Source organism: Kitasatospora aureofaciens, assembly GCF_019192735.1.
Lineage (GTDB): Bacteria > Actinomycetota > Actinomycetes > Streptomycetales > Streptomycetaceae > Kitasatospora > Kitasatospora aureofaciens_A.
On the sequence record NZ_JAHTKP010000011.1, the window covers coordinates 1 to 14,370 of the forward strand.

17 protein-coding genes are annotated in these 14,370 nt (G+C 71.2%); 5 read left to right on the forward strand and 12 right to left on the reverse strand.

Annotation, left to right across the window (positions count from 1 at the left end; all coding sequences use genetic code 11):
• Nucleotides 1-159 precede the first annotated feature (159 nt).
• On the reverse strand, nt 160-1,119 hold the full coding sequence (locus KV557_RS13740; RefSeq protein WP_218200182.1) for a pirin family protein: 960 nt from the start codon (nt 1,117-1,119) through the stop codon (nt 160-162).
• 102 nt (nt 1,120-1,221) lie between these two features.
• A complete protein-coding gene (rpe, locus tag KV557_RS13745; RefSeq protein WP_218200183.1) occupies nt 1,222-1,905 on the reverse strand; it encodes a ribulose-phosphate 3-epimerase in 684 nt (227 codons plus the stop codon).
• Nucleotides 1,906-2,108: 203 nt separating this feature from the next.
• Here rpe and KV557_RS13750 point away from each other — a divergent pair, with 203 nt between their 5' ends.
• Nucleotides 2,109-2,963, forward strand: a complete 855-nt coding sequence (locus KV557_RS13750) for an SCO6745 family protein (protein ID WP_218200184.1) — start codon at nt 2,109-2,111, stop codon at nt 2,961-2,963.
• Here KV557_RS13750 and KV557_RS13755 read toward each other — a convergent pair.
• Nucleotides 2,953-3,600, reverse strand: coding sequence for a C39 family peptidase (locus KV557_RS13755; RefSeq protein ID WP_218200185.1), 648 nt, complete (start codon nt 3,598-3,600; stop codon nt 2,953-2,955). The two genes, KV557_RS13750 and KV557_RS13755, sit on opposite strands and share 11 nt — an antisense overlap.
• A gap of 131 nt (nt 3,601-3,731) precedes the next feature.
• Here KV557_RS13755 and KV557_RS42575 point away from each other — a divergent pair, with 131 nt between their 5' ends.
• Nucleotides 3,732-3,866, forward strand: coding sequence for a hypothetical protein (locus KV557_RS42575; protein ID WP_256177378.1), 135 nt, complete (start codon nt 3,732-3,734; stop codon nt 3,864-3,866).
• A gap of 17 nt (nt 3,867-3,883) precedes the next feature.
• Here KV557_RS42575 and KV557_RS13760 read toward each other — a convergent pair whose 3' ends face one another.
• The 4 genes from KV557_RS13760 to KV557_RS13775 all read right to left on the reverse strand — a co-directional run bounded on the left by KV557_RS13760 (nt 3,884) and on the right by KV557_RS13775 (nt 8,619).
• Nucleotides 3,884-5,512 (reverse strand): IS200/IS605 family accessory protein TnpB-related protein, encoded by a 1,629-nt coding sequence (locus KV557_RS13760; RefSeq protein ID WP_218200186.1) that lies wholly within the window; start codon nt 5,510-5,512, stop codon nt 3,884-3,886.
• A 211-nt stretch (nt 5,513-5,723) separates the two neighbouring features.
• Complete coding sequence (locus KV557_RS13765; protein ID WP_218200187.1) at nt 5,724-6,710, reverse strand: aldo/keto reductase; 987 nt, start codon at nt 6,708-6,710, stop codon at nt 5,724-5,726.
• Nucleotides 6,711-6,790: 80 nt separating this feature from the next.
• Nucleotides 6,791-7,540, reverse strand: a complete 750-nt coding sequence (locus tag KV557_RS13770; protein WP_256177379.1) for an ABC transporter permease — start codon at nt 7,538-7,540, stop codon at nt 6,791-6,793.
• Between the two features lie 68 nt (nt 7,541-7,608).
• Nucleotides 7,609-8,619 carry an ATP-binding cassette domain-containing protein gene (locus tag KV557_RS13775; RefSeq protein ID WP_374106625.1) on the reverse strand — a complete coding sequence of 337 codons (1,011 nt, stop codon included), beginning with the start codon at nt 8,617-8,619 and terminating at the stop codon, nt 7,609-7,611.
• Nucleotides 8,620-8,725: 106 nt separating this feature from the next.
• Here KV557_RS13775 and KV557_RS13780 point away from each other — a divergent pair, with 106 nt between their 5' ends.
• Nucleotides 8,726-9,457 carry a TetR/AcrR family transcriptional regulator gene (locus KV557_RS13780; protein WP_218200189.1) on the forward strand — a complete coding sequence of 244 codons (732 nt, stop codon included), beginning with the start codon at nt 8,726-8,728 and terminating at the stop codon, nt 9,455-9,457.
• 5 nt (nt 9,458-9,462) lie between these two features.
• Here the strand turns inward: KV557_RS13780 and KV557_RS13785 are convergent, their stop codons facing one another.
• The 5 genes from KV557_RS13785 to KV557_RS13805 form a co-directional block, all read right to left on the reverse strand.
• Complete coding sequence (locus tag KV557_RS13785; protein WP_218200190.1) at nt 9,463-10,854, reverse strand: pyridoxal-phosphate dependent enzyme; 1,392 nt, start codon at nt 10,852-10,854, stop codon at nt 9,463-9,465.
• Nucleotides 10,855-10,935: 81 nt separating this feature from the next.
• Complete coding sequence (locus KV557_RS13790) at nt 10,936-11,367, reverse strand: SRPBCC family protein (RefSeq protein ID WP_218200191.1); 432 nt, start codon at nt 11,365-11,367, stop codon at nt 10,936-10,938.
• A 292-nt stretch (nt 11,368-11,659) separates the two neighbouring features.
• Nucleotides 11,660-12,391 (reverse strand): hypothetical protein, encoded by a 732-nt coding sequence (locus KV557_RS13795; RefSeq protein WP_218200192.1) that lies wholly within the window; start codon nt 12,389-12,391, stop codon nt 11,660-11,662.
• Between the two features lie 11 nt (nt 12,392-12,402).
• Complete coding sequence (locus KV557_RS13800) at nt 12,403-12,585, reverse strand: hypothetical protein (RefSeq protein WP_218200193.1); 183 nt, start codon at nt 12,583-12,585, stop codon at nt 12,403-12,405.
• Entirely contained in the window at nt 12,582-13,025 is a 444-nt protein-coding gene (locus tag KV557_RS13805) for an ATP-binding protein (protein ID WP_218200194.1), read from the reverse strand. Before KV557_RS13805 ends, KV557_RS13800 begins: the two co-directional genes overlap by 4 nt.
• Before the next feature lie 169 nt (nt 13,026-13,194).
• Here KV557_RS13805 and KV557_RS13810 point away from each other — a divergent pair, with 169 nt between their 5' ends.
• Nucleotides 13,195-14,055 carry a helix-turn-helix domain-containing protein gene (locus KV557_RS13810; RefSeq protein WP_218200195.1) on the forward strand — a complete coding sequence of 287 codons (861 nt, stop codon included), beginning with the start codon at nt 13,195-13,197 and terminating at the stop codon, nt 14,053-14,055.
• Nucleotides 14,052-14,285, forward strand: a complete 234-nt coding sequence (locus KV557_RS13815; protein ID WP_218200196.1) for a DUF397 domain-containing protein — start codon at nt 14,052-14,054, stop codon at nt 14,283-14,285. The genes KV557_RS13810 and KV557_RS13815 overlap by 4 nt, the downstream gene beginning before the upstream one ends.
• The last annotated feature ends 85 nt before the right edge of the window (nt 14,286-14,370 follow it).

Below are 14,370 nucleotides of genomic sequence, written 5' to 3' on the forward strand. Positions count from 1 at the left end.
CGCCCTCAACCTCATCCGCCTCCACTCCTGGTGGAACGGCCACCCCCTCGACCGAGTCAGCCACAGCCACCTCGCCAGACTCCAACTATCCCTAGCTGCATAGCAGTTGGAATTAGCCACCAAGATCCTCATTCGAGCCGACAACCACAAATGGCCAGGTCAGCGCACGCGCCCCCGCGCCTTCAGCGGGGTGGCGGGCAGCTCGGGAGCGGCCAGCCGGGCGCCGTCGTAGCCGTGGACCTCGCCGAAGCGGGCGGTGCCCATCCAGTCGGCGCAGGCCTGCGCGATGTCCCCGCCCGACCGCCCGATGAAGTTCCACCACATGACGATCTTCTCGTCGAACGGTTCGCCGCCCAGGAGGAGGACGGCGGCGTCGGTGCGGGCGAGGAGTGGGAGTTCGGGGCGGCCGCAGCCGAGGTAGAGCATGGAGCCGGGTTCGACGCGGACGCCGTCGACGTCGATGCTGCCGGACATGGAGAGAACGGCGTACTCGAAGTCGGGGACGAGCGGGAGCCTGAGGTCCGCGCCCGCGGTGAGGGCGAGGTCGGCGCCGACGAGAGGGGTGTAAGTGCTGCCCGGCGAGGTGGCGGTGTCGAGCGAGCCGAGGATGACGGTGGCACGCAGCCCGGGGGCGGTAACGACCGGCAGGTCGGGGTGGTGCTCGAAGGCGGGGGCCGTGTGCCGATGGGCGTCGGGAAGGGCGACCCACAGCTGCGCGCCGTGCAGGTAGCGGGCGTGCGGGCGGGGGGATTCCTCGGAGTGGGAGATCGCCCGGCCGGAGGTCATCAGCCCGAGTTCGTACGGGCGGACGGTCTGCAGGCTGCCGAGGCTGTCGCGGTGCAGGACCTCGCCCTGGTGGAGCCAGCTGACGGTCTGCAGGCCCATGTGGGGGTGGGGCGGGACCTGCATGCCGGGTTCGTCGGCGATGTCGTCGGGGCCGTAGTGGTCGACGAAGCACCAGGCCCCGACCATGCGCCGGCCCAGGTTGGGGAGCAGTCGGCGCACCACGGTGCTTTCGCCGAGCGGGACTTGGCGGCCGGTGAGGAGTTCCTGCACCGGGCCGCTGCTGGCCTCGCGACCGCAGGAGGTCGGGGAGGGCTTGAGATCGAGGTTGCTCATGTCGCGGATCCACCACCGTACGGAGAGGGGCCGAGGTCGTCCGTCAATGATCGTCCATCACCCCGGCGGAATCCCGCATCCGCGACAGCTGCGCCCCCGGGCTCAGTGCTCGCAGGCCCACCAGGCGTCCGCCGTGGCCTTGTCCGCCAGCTCCCGCAGGTTGCGGACGGCCTCGGCCGGGTCCGTCGCCCCGTACACCGCCGACCCGGCGACGAAGACGTCCGCGCCGGCCTCGGCGCAGCGCTCGATGGTGCTCGCGGAGACGCCGCCGTCGACCTGGAGCCACAGTTCGAGGCCGTGCTTGGCGATCAGCTCCCGGGTTCGGCGGATCTTCGGCAGCATGATGTCGAGGAACGCCTGGCCGCCGAAGCCGGGCTCGACGGTCATGATCAGCAGCATGTCGAGCTCGGGCAGCAGGTCCTCGTAGGGCTCGATCGGGGTGCCGGGCTTGAGGGCCATGGAGGCGCGGGCGCCCTTGGCGCGGATCTCGCGGGCGAGCCGGACGGGGGCGGCGGCGGCCTCGACGTGGAAGGTGACGGAGCCGGCGCCGGCCTCGACGAACTGGGGGCCCCAGCGGTCGGGGTCCTCGATCATGAGGTGGCAGTCGAGCGGGGTGTCGGTGGCGCGGGCGAGGGACTCGACGATCGGGACGCCCAGGGTGAGGTTGGGCACGAAGTGGTTGTCCATGACGTCGACGTGCAGCCAGTCGGAACCCCGGACGGCCTCGGCCTCCTCGGCGAGCCGGGCGAAGTCCGCGGACAGGATGCTGGGGTTGATCTGCGCCATTACCAATACCTTCACACGAGGGTCGGGGGACCCGGAGCGGGCACCTCGTCCCATCATCTCGCGGGGCGGCACCGGCCGACGCACACCGTGACGTGCGCGTGACCGTCATCACACCCTTCACGGGGTTACCGCGGCCGCCGCCGCGGCCATCAGCACTAGAGCAACCGCTCAGGTCCAATCCCCCCACCGAGGAAGGTCCTCCGATGGCCGATCTCGTCCACCCCGCCCGCTCCCTGTGGTGGCTCTTCGAGCCGGTGCACTCCGTCACCTACTTCTCGCCCGAGGGCAGCGACGCCTTCGAGGCGGCCGGGCTGCACGGCGGATGGCGCGGCTACTTCGCCAGCCGCGCGGCTCCGCTGGGCGCGGTGGACGCGCCGCCGGTGATCGCCGCGTTCTTCAGCTTCTCCCCGACGGTGGTCGAGCGCGCCCTGCCGGAGGTGTGGACGCACGCGAGCCCGGAGCGGACGCTGGCCGCCCGCGTCGAGGGCTCGTCGGCGGCGCTGGCCCGGCTGCTGGAGCACGTCGAGCCGGACCAGGTCGAGCTGGCGGCCACCGCGCTGGAGCAGGCAGCAGCGCGGCTGGACTGCGCCGGCCGGGTACTGGCCGCCGCCAACGCCGCGCTCCCCCGGCCCACCGACCTGTACGGGCGCCTGTGGCAGGCCGCCACCGTGATGCGCGAGCACCGCGGGGACGGCCACGTGGCCGCGCTGGTCGCGGCCGGGCTGGACGGCTGCGAGGCGGTGGTGATCCGCTGCGCCATGGACGTCCGGCGTGAGGTGCTGCAGCCCCGGCGCGGGTGGACGGACGAGGAGTGGGAGGCCGCGGCGGCGCGGCTGGTCGAGCGGGGCTGGCTGACGGCGGAGGGCGCGGTCACCGAGCTCGGACGGATCCGGCACCAGTCGCTGGAGGCCGCCACCGACCTGGCCGCCGCCCGGGTGTGGGAGAACTACCCCCGCAGCGAACTCGACGGCCTGGCGGCGGCGTTGAAGCCGATCTCGGCGCTGTGTCGCAACGAACTGCCGGTCAACATGCTCGGCCTGCCGGGCGTCAAACCGTGACGCGCTCTCCCGTACCGGGCGGCCCGAGGACGATCCCCCGCCCCGCGTAGAAGGGCCCGAACGACCGCCACGGCACGTGCGCGAAGGCCTGCGACCCGCCCGGGAACCCGGACGGGTTGTGGATCACCAGCGCCGTGCTCGTGGCGCCCACCGCCAGCACCAGGTGCCCGCCCCGCCGGACGGGCTCCGGGCCCTCCGGATCCCGGATCGAGGGGTGGACGGACACCATGGCCAGCCGCCCGCCGGCCACCTCCGCCGCCAGCTCCTCCGGCGTCAACTCCCGTGCCTGCGCGGCCAGTCCCCACCGCTGCCGGACGTACGCGGCGAACGGCGTGTGGATCAGCCCGCGCAGGCTGTCGCCGTCCCGGACGTACGCGCCCGCCGCCACACACTCCTCGGCGAGCGCGAGCGCGGTGGGGGCCAGGCCCCACCAGTAGTCCAGCGCCATCCGCAGGCAGGCCACCCCGCACAGCCGCCACGACCACCACGCGTACTCCTCCGGCGTGGCCGCCCCCGACTGCCCCCACCGCGGGTCCTCGGCGGCGTTCAGCTCCCCGTCAATGATCGCCCGCACGAGCTCGGCCGACTCCCACTGCGAGTAGTACGGCACCTCGTGCACCACAGCCTCATCCACCATCCCCGAACGCTCTCACGCCGCCCGTCCGGGTACGCCGCCGACACACTTTTGAGTACGGATACTCAGGCCCCCCACGGACCCCGTTTCTAGGCTGGTCCCGTTGTGATCATCACGGAATCGACGGAGACGAAATGTCCTACAAGAACGTGCTCAAGGGCTTGCTGTGGACCGTCGGCGGCATCGCGGGCAGCGTTCTCGCGCTGTACCTCGTGTTGTTCGTCTGGTCGGTGATCGTCTGGGGAATGGTGGGTCCCGACTCCCCGTGACCGTTCCTGAACAGTGATCAGGAGTGACCGTGAAGATCGACTCTGTCACTGCGCGCATCCCGAACGGTTTTGGATGCGCTGGTCGCCCGCGTTCTCTGGTTCCCTGTCCGGGCGTGCGGCTCTTGGCTGCGGTCCGTGACGGGGCGGCGGGTTTCCTCACGTCCTCGGTTACCTGGTCCGGCCTGGGCGGTCCGATGCCCGTGCACATCGCTCTGGTGTGCGCGGGGCGGTGTCGTCCGTCGCCGGATCGGGTGTCCGAGGGCGCGTCGTCCGATGGCCACCGCTGCCGCCTGGTGGCGGGTGGTGGCGCGGGTCTTCGTGGTGAGGGGCTTCTTCCAGTGCTGGTCCCCCCACAGGCTGGTGTAGGCGGGATCGACGGCGATCACCGACAGTCCGTACTCGGCACACATGGCGAGGAGGCGGGAGCGGAGTCGGCCGGTGGGGATGCCGGAGATCAGCTGCCGCAAGCGCTTCTTGCGGCCGTGCTTCTCGCGGGTCTTGGAGTCGGTGAAGTCCAGATCCTCAACCGCGATGGCCTGTACGCCCGTGCCGGCGGCCCAGTGCAACAGGCGGGTGAGGGCGTGGCGCAGCTGCGCGTCCCGGTGGTTCGCGTAGCCGGTCAGGTCGTAGTTGAAACGGCGGGGTTCGCCGACCGGGTTGCCGTGGGCGTCGAGGTGCCACGCGGCCAGGTGGTCGGCGTTCATGTCCACGCCCACGACCCCACCGGATCGGAGCGTGTCCAGGAGAACGACGGGCAGGTCTTTGCGGGTCCACGACGCGTCGAGGTACCAGCGGCCGCGTTCCACGTCCAGGTGGATGCGGTAGGCCACGGCCCGGTTCGCCGAGATGCGATCTCGCCATTCGTCGCCCCGGTGAGGGAAGCTCACGCGGGCGGCCAGCGTGTACCGGCCGTGCCTGCTGTTGGCCAACTCCGCCAGCGGAGCGGGTAGCTTGACCGACACTTCCCCGTCGGGGGAGACCCGGATCGTCTCGTTGCCGTAGCGCTTGCCGGACTCCCCGGCAGCGGACAGGAACCAGCGCGCCGCCTCCCAGCGATCACGCCACTGCGCCTCGGTCAGCCCGGCGGCGGTGAGGTTGTACCGGGTGTTGGCCAACTTCCTTCCGCCCCGCACCACATGTACCCGTCCGGCTTCCCGGTCGGCCCGTACCCACTCCAGCCGGTCCTCCAACGCCGCCAGTCGACGCGACTTGACGAACCACTCGTGCGCCGAACGGTAGCCGCCCGGGGCCTTCCTGGCGCCCCTCTCGCCGACCGGCAGGGACAGCCGATGCCGGATGATCATGGTCCCGGCTTCCAGGCCCTGAATATGGGCGAACTGCGCCCGGCGGGACAGTCCCCACTGCGCATGCGTCGCCCCGGTCACCGACCCCGCCCACCGGGACGACGATTCGGCCGTCAGCTCCCGCTTCCGCGCCGCCCACGTGTCCATGGAATGCTCCAGACCGTCGGCGCAGCGCGCCTTGAGATCGCGTGAGGCCAGCGAGCCCATGTGCTCGCCGACCATCCGCAGAACCTTCTCGTCCTCCGGCGTGAGGCCCTTCAGCCGGTCCCGTATGCACACACCGTTTGCAGGATCGACCACGAACGGCCGGGCGATCTGCCGCAACGTCTTCTTCTCGGACACGGCAAACCACCTCCCCGACGCCCGATCCGGATCAAGACACGAGCACCCTATACACACCATCAGAACGCCACAAAATCAGTCAAATAGCCACATGTTCGGCACATCCGACAAGCTCACTAAACAGACCTTATGAACACTCGGTGGCACTCAACCGCCAGCAGTTCACCACCCCGCCCCGGCCGAAGCACCGGGGCGGGGTCCCACAGCTCACCTACCAGGCGTAGTCCTCCGGGGCCGGCTGGTGGCCGGGGAAGATCTCGTCCAGGCGGTCCAGCGTCTTCTGGTCGAGCTCGATCTCCACGGCCGCGACCGCCGCGTCGAGGTGGGCCATCGTGCGCGGGCCCACGATGGGCGCGGTGACGGCGGGGCGGCTGAGGAGCCAGGCGAGGGCGAGGTCGGCGGGGTCGGTGCCGAGTTCGTCGGCGAAGTCCTCGTACGCCTGGATGCGGTCGCGGTGCAGCGCGAGGATCTCGCTCGCGTGGGCCTGCGCGCCCCGCACGCGGGTGCCCTCGCGCTCCTTGCGCAGCACGCCGCCGAGCAGGCCGCCCCGCAGCGGGGACCAGGGGATCAGGCCGAGCCCGTAGTGCTGGAGGGCGGGGACGACCTCCAGCTCGATCGTCCGGTCGAGCAGGTTGTAGAGCGACTGCTCGCTGACCAGGCCGAGGAAGTGCCGGGCGCGGGCGGCCTCCTGGGCCTGGGCGATGTGCCAGCCGGCGAAGTTGCTGGAGCCGACATAGATGATCTTGCCCTGGGTGACCAGGACCTCCATCGCCTGCCAGATCTCCTCCCAGGGCGTGTCCCGGTCGATGTGGTGCATCTGGTAGAGGTCGATGTGGTCGGTGTTGAGGCGGCGCAGGCTGGCCTCGACGGCCCGGCGGATGTTGAGCGCGGAGAGCCGGCCCTCGTTGGGCCAGTCGCCCATGGGGGCGTAGGCCTTGGTGGCGAGGACGGTGCGTTCGCGGCGGCCGCCGCCCTGGGCGAACCAGCGGCCGATGATCTCCTCGGTGCGGCCCTTGAGCCTGCCCTCGCTGTCGCGGCCGTAGGAGTTGGCGGTGTCGAAGAAGTTGATGCCCCGGTCGTGGGCGGTGTCCATGATGCGGTGGGCGTCGGACTCCTCGGTGTGGGGGCCGAAGTTCATGGTGCCCAGACAGAGTCGGGAGACGGTGAGGCCGGTGCGGCCGAGATGGGTGAACTTCATGGCGTCCACCTTCGGCCGCACCGGCACCGCTGTCCAGCACATTCGACCAGACGAGGCCGGACGAGCCGGACGAACCGGGCTCACCGCCCGTGCGTGGCGAACTTCCGTACGGCGAGCGGCATGCAGAGCGCCAGCAGCACCGCGCTCCACAGCAGCGAGGCGAGCACCGCGTGTTGCATCGGCCAGGCGTCACCGGGTGCGGACGGGTTGCCGAAGAGTCCGCGACAGGCCTCGACGACGGAGCTGACCGGGTTCCAGTCGGCGACGACCCGCAGCCAGCCGGGCATCCCGCCGGTCGGCACGTACGCGTTGGTCACCATCGCCAACGGGAAGACTGCGACGGAGAGTTGGCCGGCCGCCTCCTCCTTGCCCACCGCCAGCCCGAGGCACGTCCCGACCCAGGTCATCACGAAGCGGAAGAGCAGCAGCAGCCCGAACGCGCCCGCCGCGTCGGCGAGTCCCTCCCGGACGCGCCAGCCGGCGGCGAGTCCGACGAGGGCGAGCAGGGCCAGGACGACGACGCTGACGAGCAGGTCCGCCAGGGTCTGGCCGAGCAGGAGGCCGGTGCGCGACACCGGCATCGAGCGCAGCCGGTCGGTGACTCCACGCCCGACGTCCCGGGCGGCGCCGACCATGGTGGGCATGATGCCGTTGGTGGCGACCATGGCGAACAGGCCGGGCATCAGGAACTCCCGGTAGTCGCCCCCGCCGGGCACCTGCATGGCGCTGCCGAAGACGTACCCGAAGACCACCACCATGACCACCGGCACGCCCAGGGACGCGGCCAACAGGCCCGGCGAGTGACGGTAGTTGAGGAGGATGCGCAGCATCGACGTCACGGTGTCGGAGACGAGCCGACTGGGACCAGCAAGATTCGGAGCGGCGTACACGGCGGCCATCAGGCGACCCTCCTCAGGGTGGTGGCGGTGGATTCCCGGGTGAGCGCGAGGAAGACGTCGTCCAGCGAGGGCGCCCGCACCGCGACGTCCTGCGCGACGACCCCCGCCGCGTCCAACTCCCTTACGAGCGCCGGAAGCAGGACCTCGACACCCGGCGGCGTCACCACCGTGACCAGCCGCTCGGCCACGTCCACCTGCGCGTCCCCGCCGGAGAGCGCGGACAACACGACGGCGGCGGCGCCGAGTTGGCCCACGTCGGCGAGGGTGACGGACACCTCGCTGCCGATCGCCGCCTTGAGCCGGGCCGGCGGGCCGGTGGCGATCGCGGCGCCGTGGTCGACGACGACGATGTCGTCGGCGAGCCGGTCGGCCTCCTCCAGGTACTGGGTGGTGAGCAGCACGGTGGTGCCGTCATTCGCCAACTCCTTGACGGTGTCCCAGATCTCCTGCCGGCTGCGCGGGTCGAGCCCGGTGGTGGGCTCGTCGAGGAAGAGCACCGGCGGGCTGGTGACGAGGCTGGCGATCAGGTCGAGGCGCCGCCGCATGCCGCCGGAGTAGGTGCGGACGAGCCGGCCGCCGGCCTCGGCGAGGCCGAAGCGTTCGAGCAGTTCGTCGGCGCGCGCCCGGGCCCGGCGGCCGCCGAGGTGGTGCAGCCGGCCGAACAGGTGCAGGTTGTCCCGCCCGGTGATGCCCTCGTCGACGGCGGCGTGCTGCCCGGCCAGACCGATGGCGCGCCGGACGGCCTCGGCCTCGCGGGCGACGTCGTACCCGGCGACCCGGGCGGTGCCCCGGTCGGGGGCGACGAGGGTGGCGAGGACGCGGACGGCGGTGGTCTTGCCGGCGCCGTTGGGGCCGAGCAGGCCGCAGACGGTGCCGGCCGGGACGGTGAGGTCGAGGCCGCGCAGGGCCTCGGTGGCGCCGAAGCGTTTCTCCACGCCCGCCATCTCGATGGCGGGCCCGGTGGGCCGGGCAGTTCGGGTGGTTCGGGTGGTTCGGGTGGCGTCGGACATGACTGACTCTGCCCCTCTCTAGGTACAGCGTACGTAGAAGCGCGCGCGAGCACATCGTACTACGTACGCCGTACGTATCTAAGATGGGAGACCGAGGTGATCTTCAGTGCCGTCCAGCAAGCCCCCGAGCAGCCCGAACCCCGGGCAGCCCACGCCCCCCGAGGCGCCCGAACTGATCTGGCTGCGCCCCGAGCGCACCGGCCGCGGCCCCAAACCGGCCCACAGCCGGACCTCCATCGCGGCCGCCGCGGTCCGGATCGCCGACGCCGAAGGCCTGGACGCCGTCTCGATGCGTCGGGTCGCGGCGGCACTCGGCGCGGGCACGATGTCGCTCTACAACTACGTGCCGAAGAAGGAGCACCTGCTCGACCTGATGCTCGACGAGGCCGTCGCCGAGTACGAGTTCACCGCCCCCACCGGCGACTGCCGCGCCGACCTCGTCCGGCTCGGGCACCAGCAGCTCGACCTCTGCCGCCGCCACCCCTGGCTGCCCGCCCTGGTCATCGCCCGCCCGGGCATCGGCCCGAACGCCCTGCGCTACACCGACCACTACCTGGCCGTCACCGCCCCCAGCGGCCTCAGCGGCGGCGCGCGCATGGAGGCCATGGCGCTGTTCAACGGCTTCATCTGCCAGTACGCCCAGTACGAGCAGACGGCGGTGGCGGGCGCCAAGTGGCAGGCGGAGCTGGTGGGTTACCTCACCCAGGCGGCGATGAGCGGGGACTACCCGAACCTCGCCGCCGCCTTCGCCACCCCCGGCCCGCCCGCCGACCCGACCACCGCCTTCGACCGCACCCTGGACCGGGTGATCACGGCGATGCTGACGCCCACCCCGTAAGACGCCTACGCGCCCAGCAGCGCCCGGGGCAGCACCGCGACCGCCCGCCCGTCGACCAGCACCACCACGGCCTCGTGCGCGTCCCCCAGCACCGCCCGCGCCTCCGCCGGCGACTGCCCGACGCCCACCGTCGGCAGCGCCGGCCCGAGCAGCCCGCGCACCGGGTCGCCCGGCTTGGCGCTCCCGTCCGCGAGCGCCGCCGCCAGCACCGCCCGCGACACCGAGCCGACCACCTCCGTCGCAGCCACCCCGTACGGCCGGGCCGGCCGCGGCAGAACGGCCGGCGCGACGCCGCCCGCCACCACATGCAACGTCTCCAACGCCTCGCCGACGGTCACGTCAGCGTCGACCGTCACCAGCGGCGCCGGCGCGTCCAGCAGTTCCCGGAGCGTGGCGCCGTCCTCCAGGCGTCCGTCCTCCAGGAAGCCCCACTGCCGCATCCAGTCGTCGCTGTGCACCCTGGACAGGTACGACCGCCCGGAGTCCGGCAGCAGCACCACGACCAGATCGTCCGGCCCGAGCCTCCGCGCCACCCGGAGCGCCGCCGCCACCGCCGCACCCGAGGACGGTCCGGCCAGCAGGCCCTCCTCCCGGGCGAGGCGACGCGCCGTCAGCAGCGACTCCCGGTCGGGGATCCGCTCGAAGGCGTCGACCACGTCCTGCCGGTAGGCCTGCGGCCAGCGGTCCTCGACGGTGTCGGGGTGCAGGAAGTGCCCGATGCTCTCGGCGAAGTAGGGGCTGCCGTCCCCGCCCCCGTACAGCGAGGACAGCGGATCCGCCCCGATCACGGTCACGGCGCCGCCGGACAGTTGCTTCAGATAGCTCCCCGTGCCGCTGATGGTGCCGCCGGTGCCGATGCCCGCCACGAAGTGGGTCACCCGGCCGCCGGTCTGCTCCCAGATCTCGGGGCCGGTGGTCCGCACGTGGGCGTCGGGGTTGGCGAGGTTGTCGTACTGGTTGGCGAGCCAGGCGCCGGGGATCTCCTCGGCGAACCGCTTGACGACGTTGAACAGATGCGCCGGATCCTCCTGCGGCACGGAGGTCGGGGCGGTCACCACCTCGGCGCCGTACGCCCGCAGGATGTCCGACTTCTCGGCCGCGGAGCGGTCGGACACCCCGGCGATCACCCGGTAGCCGCGCTGCCGGCCCACGATGGCCAGGCCGATGCCGGTGTTGCCGGACGTCGCCTCGACGATCGTCCCGCCGGGGCGCAGCAGCCCGCCCGCCTCCGCGGCGAGCACCATGGAGAGGGCGGCCCGGTCCTTGACGCTGCCGCCGATGTTGAGGAACTCCGCCTTGGCGTAGATCGGCGCGGCGAGCCCGGCCCCCAGACGGGCGAGGCGGAACAGGGGCGTCCCGCCGATCGCGTCGAGTACGGATTCGTGAACTGCGGCCATGGGCGGCCCCCTTCGGTCAGTGTCCGGTCAAGCCTGCCCAGACACCGGGCCCGGTAGCCGCCCGCAGCGCCGTGACGGTTCTTACCTGTTCTCCACCATCTCCTTGAACTGCTCCAGATCCGTCCGCACCGCCGTCTCGACGGCCCGCACCTGGGCAAACCCCTTCGGGCCGCCGAACGCCTCCCGAATCTCGTCCCCGTCGTACTCCAGCCGCGCCTGCAGCTCGCAGTGCTTGCTGTCCAGCTCCCGCACGGCGAACGTGCCCTTCAGCTCCGGACTGCCGCCGCGCGTCTGCCACTCCAGTACCTGCTCACCGCCCCGGTCGGTGAGCTCGGTGTCGAACCCGCGTGGCTCGGCCCCGAGGCTGATGTCGAAGTGCGCTCTGCTGTCACCCTCGGCGAACGCGCTGCGCACGCCGTCCACGAACTGCGGGTACTCGTCGAACCGGTGCAGCTGCGCCCAGACCTGCTCGGCCGGGGCGTCGATCTCGATCTGTTCTTCCAGCCTGCTCATCGGAAGCCTCACTTCCCGTACGGGGCGGCCCGACCCGGCGCGGCCGGGCCATGAAACCCCTTCCAGCCTGCGCCGCTCTGCGCCCACCCGCACCTCCGTACGGGATGCCCGGCGCTTTGCGTGACCGATCCACTACGGTGCGCTGGCGAAGGCCGCTTGTCGTCCGTACAGCGCGAACCGGGGCGCGCAACGGCCCGTACGCGCCCTCTAGGTTGGTCGCACTCCAAGTTGCGCAACGGCACCGCCCGCGCCCGCCCCTTCGGCGGCGCCGTGTGCAGAGAGTGACCGGCGTTCAGAGCAGCGGGCCGAAGAGGCCGCGCTCCCAGTGGCCGAGCCAGGAGGCGGTGACGGAGTTCAACTCCTGGCCCTCCGTGGACTCGTCGTACGGAAGGACGGCCGTCGGGGCGAGCCAGCCCTCGCCCGGGTCGATGCGGATCCGCAGGAGCTTCAGCGGACGGCGCAGGGTGACGAACATCCGGAGGTCGTCGGTGCTCGGGTGGTGGGTCTCGTAACGGTCGTGGACCGTGCGGCAGATGGACTTGATGTCGGTGTCGGAGAGGAGGACGTGGCGGCTGCCGGGACCGAGGTTGACGCAGAGTCTGCGGCGGGCGGTGTCGCGGGCGGCGTACGGCAGGTTCTGGTGGTTGTCGACGTGCAGGCCGGGGCGCAGACCGGTCTCGGGCGTGCGGTGGGTGACCGGCTCGCCGGGCGGGTCGTCGGTCTCGCCGAGGAAGACGGGCGCCGGGTCGCCGAGTTCGCCGACGAGCGCGGCGAGGACGTGGCGGTCGGTGACGGTCTCGGGGAGCTTGAAGAACTCGATCAGGCCGCTGTCCTGCGTGAAGATGCTCGGCGCGAACCGCTCGGGGTAGCTCTCCGGAAGGGGCTGCCACGTGGCATCAGGGAGCACGGCGCAGGATTCGTAGCCGGGCCGGAGGTGGAGGCGGCGGAAGCCGCCGAGCTCGCTACGGGCGCGGAGGGCCTCCGGGTCGCGGAAGGCGATGGCGGCGGGGTGCATGGTGGTCACGTGTCCTCGGTTCAGTCGTCGTCGTCGTTGTGACGGTTGATGCCGGCCACCAGGGCTGCGGAGAGGGTGGTCCACCAGACGACGTCGGCGGTGGCCGACGGCTCGCGCGGCGGGACCAGGTCCGCGGCGAAGAAGGCGAGGGCAAGGCTGGCCGCGAGGATCGCGGCCAGGACGGCGGGCTTGATGGCGCTCAACTCCCGGGTGACGGCTGGCGATTGTCCTCGGCGAGCCGAACGCGCGCCCACACGCGCTTGCCCGCGTCGCGCCGTATGACCACACCGAAGTCGAACGCCAGTTGACGGACGAGCTCGATGCCCCGGCCGCCCTCGTTGAAGCGGCGCGGACGCGGCTCGCGGAGCGGGAGGTCGCTCCGGGGGTCCCAGACTTCGAGGCGGCAGTCGCCGCCGAACTCCTGGAGGTAGAGCCGGACTTCGCCGCAGCCGTGGCAGGCGTGGACGACGGCGTTGGTGACGAGCTCGGAAGCGATGAGGACGAGGTCGTCGACCGGCTCGCCGGCCCAGCCCCAGGCGGTCAGCTGCTCGCGGATCAGGCGGCGGGCGGTACGGACCGAGGTCGAGTGCTCGGTGAGGGTGGTCTCCCAGGTTTGGAGGACCGGGTTACGCAAGGTGGACATGAGTCACCCCACACCTTCTGGCGTGTTCGTGCGGTCACGCTGAGTGTGACTGACATCAATTCGAACCCGCAACCCGAACGCAATGACAAATCCATTGATCTTGAACTGGGTTGAGCCGCCCCCGCATCATTGACGACACTGGACCCACACTCAGAGGGAGGGGCGCCACTTGAGCAAGGACCTGTCAGCGATCCGGCAGATCCGCCTCGGCGATGAGCTGCGCAACTGGCGGCTGTACAACAACAAGACCCTGACCGACGTCACGGAGGGCCTGAAGGGCTGGAACGCCGCCCGCCTCAGCAGAATCGAGCGCGCCCACCAGCAGATCAGCGCCGCCGACCTGAAGACGCTGCTGGACCACTACGGCGTCACGGGCCAGGAGCGCGAGGACTTCGAGAGCCTGCTCAGCGACGGCCCGACCAAACAGTGGTGGCGCGACCTCGACTACGCCGAGGCCATCACGCCGGCCTTCGCGGAATACCTCGCCCTCGAAGCCGATGCTTCGGAAATGCTCAACTACTTCCCCTCTGGCTTCCCTGGCCTGGTTCAGACCGAGGGCTACGCCAAGGAGATGATCGGCGCCGGTGTGGATGCTCCCAACGAGGAACGGATCGAGGCCGGAGCGGAGGTCCGCCTTCTTCGCCAGCGACGTCTGACCAACCAACCGACGCTCGCGTTGGGGGCGTACTTTGGCGAGGTGGCCCTGCTGGTGGCAGGCGATCAGAAGATCCTCGCCGAGCAGATCCGGCATGCAATCAAGGTTGCCCAGTACCCCACCATCTCCCTGCGAATGGTTCCGCTCAGTGCTGGTCGGCCCGGCATCCTGACGTCCGGGATCACGCTGATGCGGTTCCCTGACGACCCCGAAAATGGCTTCGTATTCGTCGAAGCCATCGGCGGTATGCTCCCCAGGAAGACGGGACGCGATCTGAAGCGAGCCGAGCGGACGTTCGCCAGACTTGAGCGAGTCGCGTTGTCGCCGGAAGACACCATCACTGCCCTTGAACGCAAGTTGGAAGAGCTGACGTGAGCGAGAAGCACGACCCCTACGACCACAACCCCGCCGCCGCCGACTGGGTCAAGTCCCCCTTCTCCGGCGAAGGCAACGGTGACTGCGTGATTGTCGCCCGTTTCGACAACGGTGACGTCTGGGTCGGCGACGACAAGAACCCCGACCGCCCCCACCTCGCCTTCGACCAGGCCGAGTGGACCGCCTTCGTCCAGGCCATCGAAGCCCGCGACCCCCGCTTCACCGCCTGACACCCGCAGGGCCCGGCCGCCATGGCCGGGCCCTGACGATCTGTCAACTCCATGTCAACTCCCTCTCCCGAACGTGCACGCACCG

Excerpts from the sequence above, each read along its gene's own strand:
- KV557_RS13775 (WP_374106625.1), bottom strand. The coding sequence starts at position 8,619 with ATGTCCGACGCCACCCGAACCACCCGAACCACCCGAACTGCCCGGCCC.
- KV557_RS13785 (WP_218200190.1), bottom strand. The coding sequence starts at position 10,854 with ATGGCCGCAGTTCACGAATCCGTACTCGACGCGATCGGCGGGACGCCC.
- KV557_RS13750 (WP_218200184.1), top strand. The coding sequence starts at position 2,109 with ATGGCCGATCTCGTCCACCCCGCCCGCTCCCTGTGGTGGCTCTTCGAG.
- KV557_RS13805 (WP_218200194.1), bottom strand. The coding sequence starts at position 13,025 with ATGTCCACCTTGCGTAACCCGGTCCTCCAAACCTGGGAGACCACCCTC.
- rpe (WP_218200183.1), bottom strand. The coding sequence starts at position 1,905 with ATGGCGCAGATCAACCCCAGCATCCTGTCCGCGGACTTCGCCCGGCTC.
- KV557_RS13790 (WP_218200191.1), bottom strand. The coding sequence starts at position 11,367 with ATGAGCAGGCTGGAAGAACAGATCGAGATCGACGCCCCGGCCGAGCAG.
- KV557_RS13755 (WP_218200185.1), bottom strand. The coding sequence starts at position 3,600 with ATGGTGGATGAGGCTGTGGTGCACGAGGTGCCGTACTACTCGCAGTGG.
- KV557_RS42575 (WP_256177378.1), top strand. The coding sequence starts at position 3,732 with ATGTCCTACAAGAACGTGCTCAAGGGCTTGCTGTGGACCGTCGGCGGC.
- KV557_RS13740 (WP_218200182.1), bottom strand. The coding sequence starts at position 1,119 with ATGAGCAACCTCGATCTCAAGCCCTCCCCGACCTCCTGCGGTCGCGAG.
- KV557_RS13765 (WP_218200187.1), bottom strand. The coding sequence starts at position 6,710 with ATGAAGTTCACCCATCTCGGCCGCACCGGCCTCACCGTCTCCCGACTC.
- KV557_RS13770 (WP_256177379.1), bottom strand. The coding sequence starts at position 7,540 with ATGCTGCGCATCCTCCTCAACTACCGTCACTCGCCGGGCCTGTTGGCC.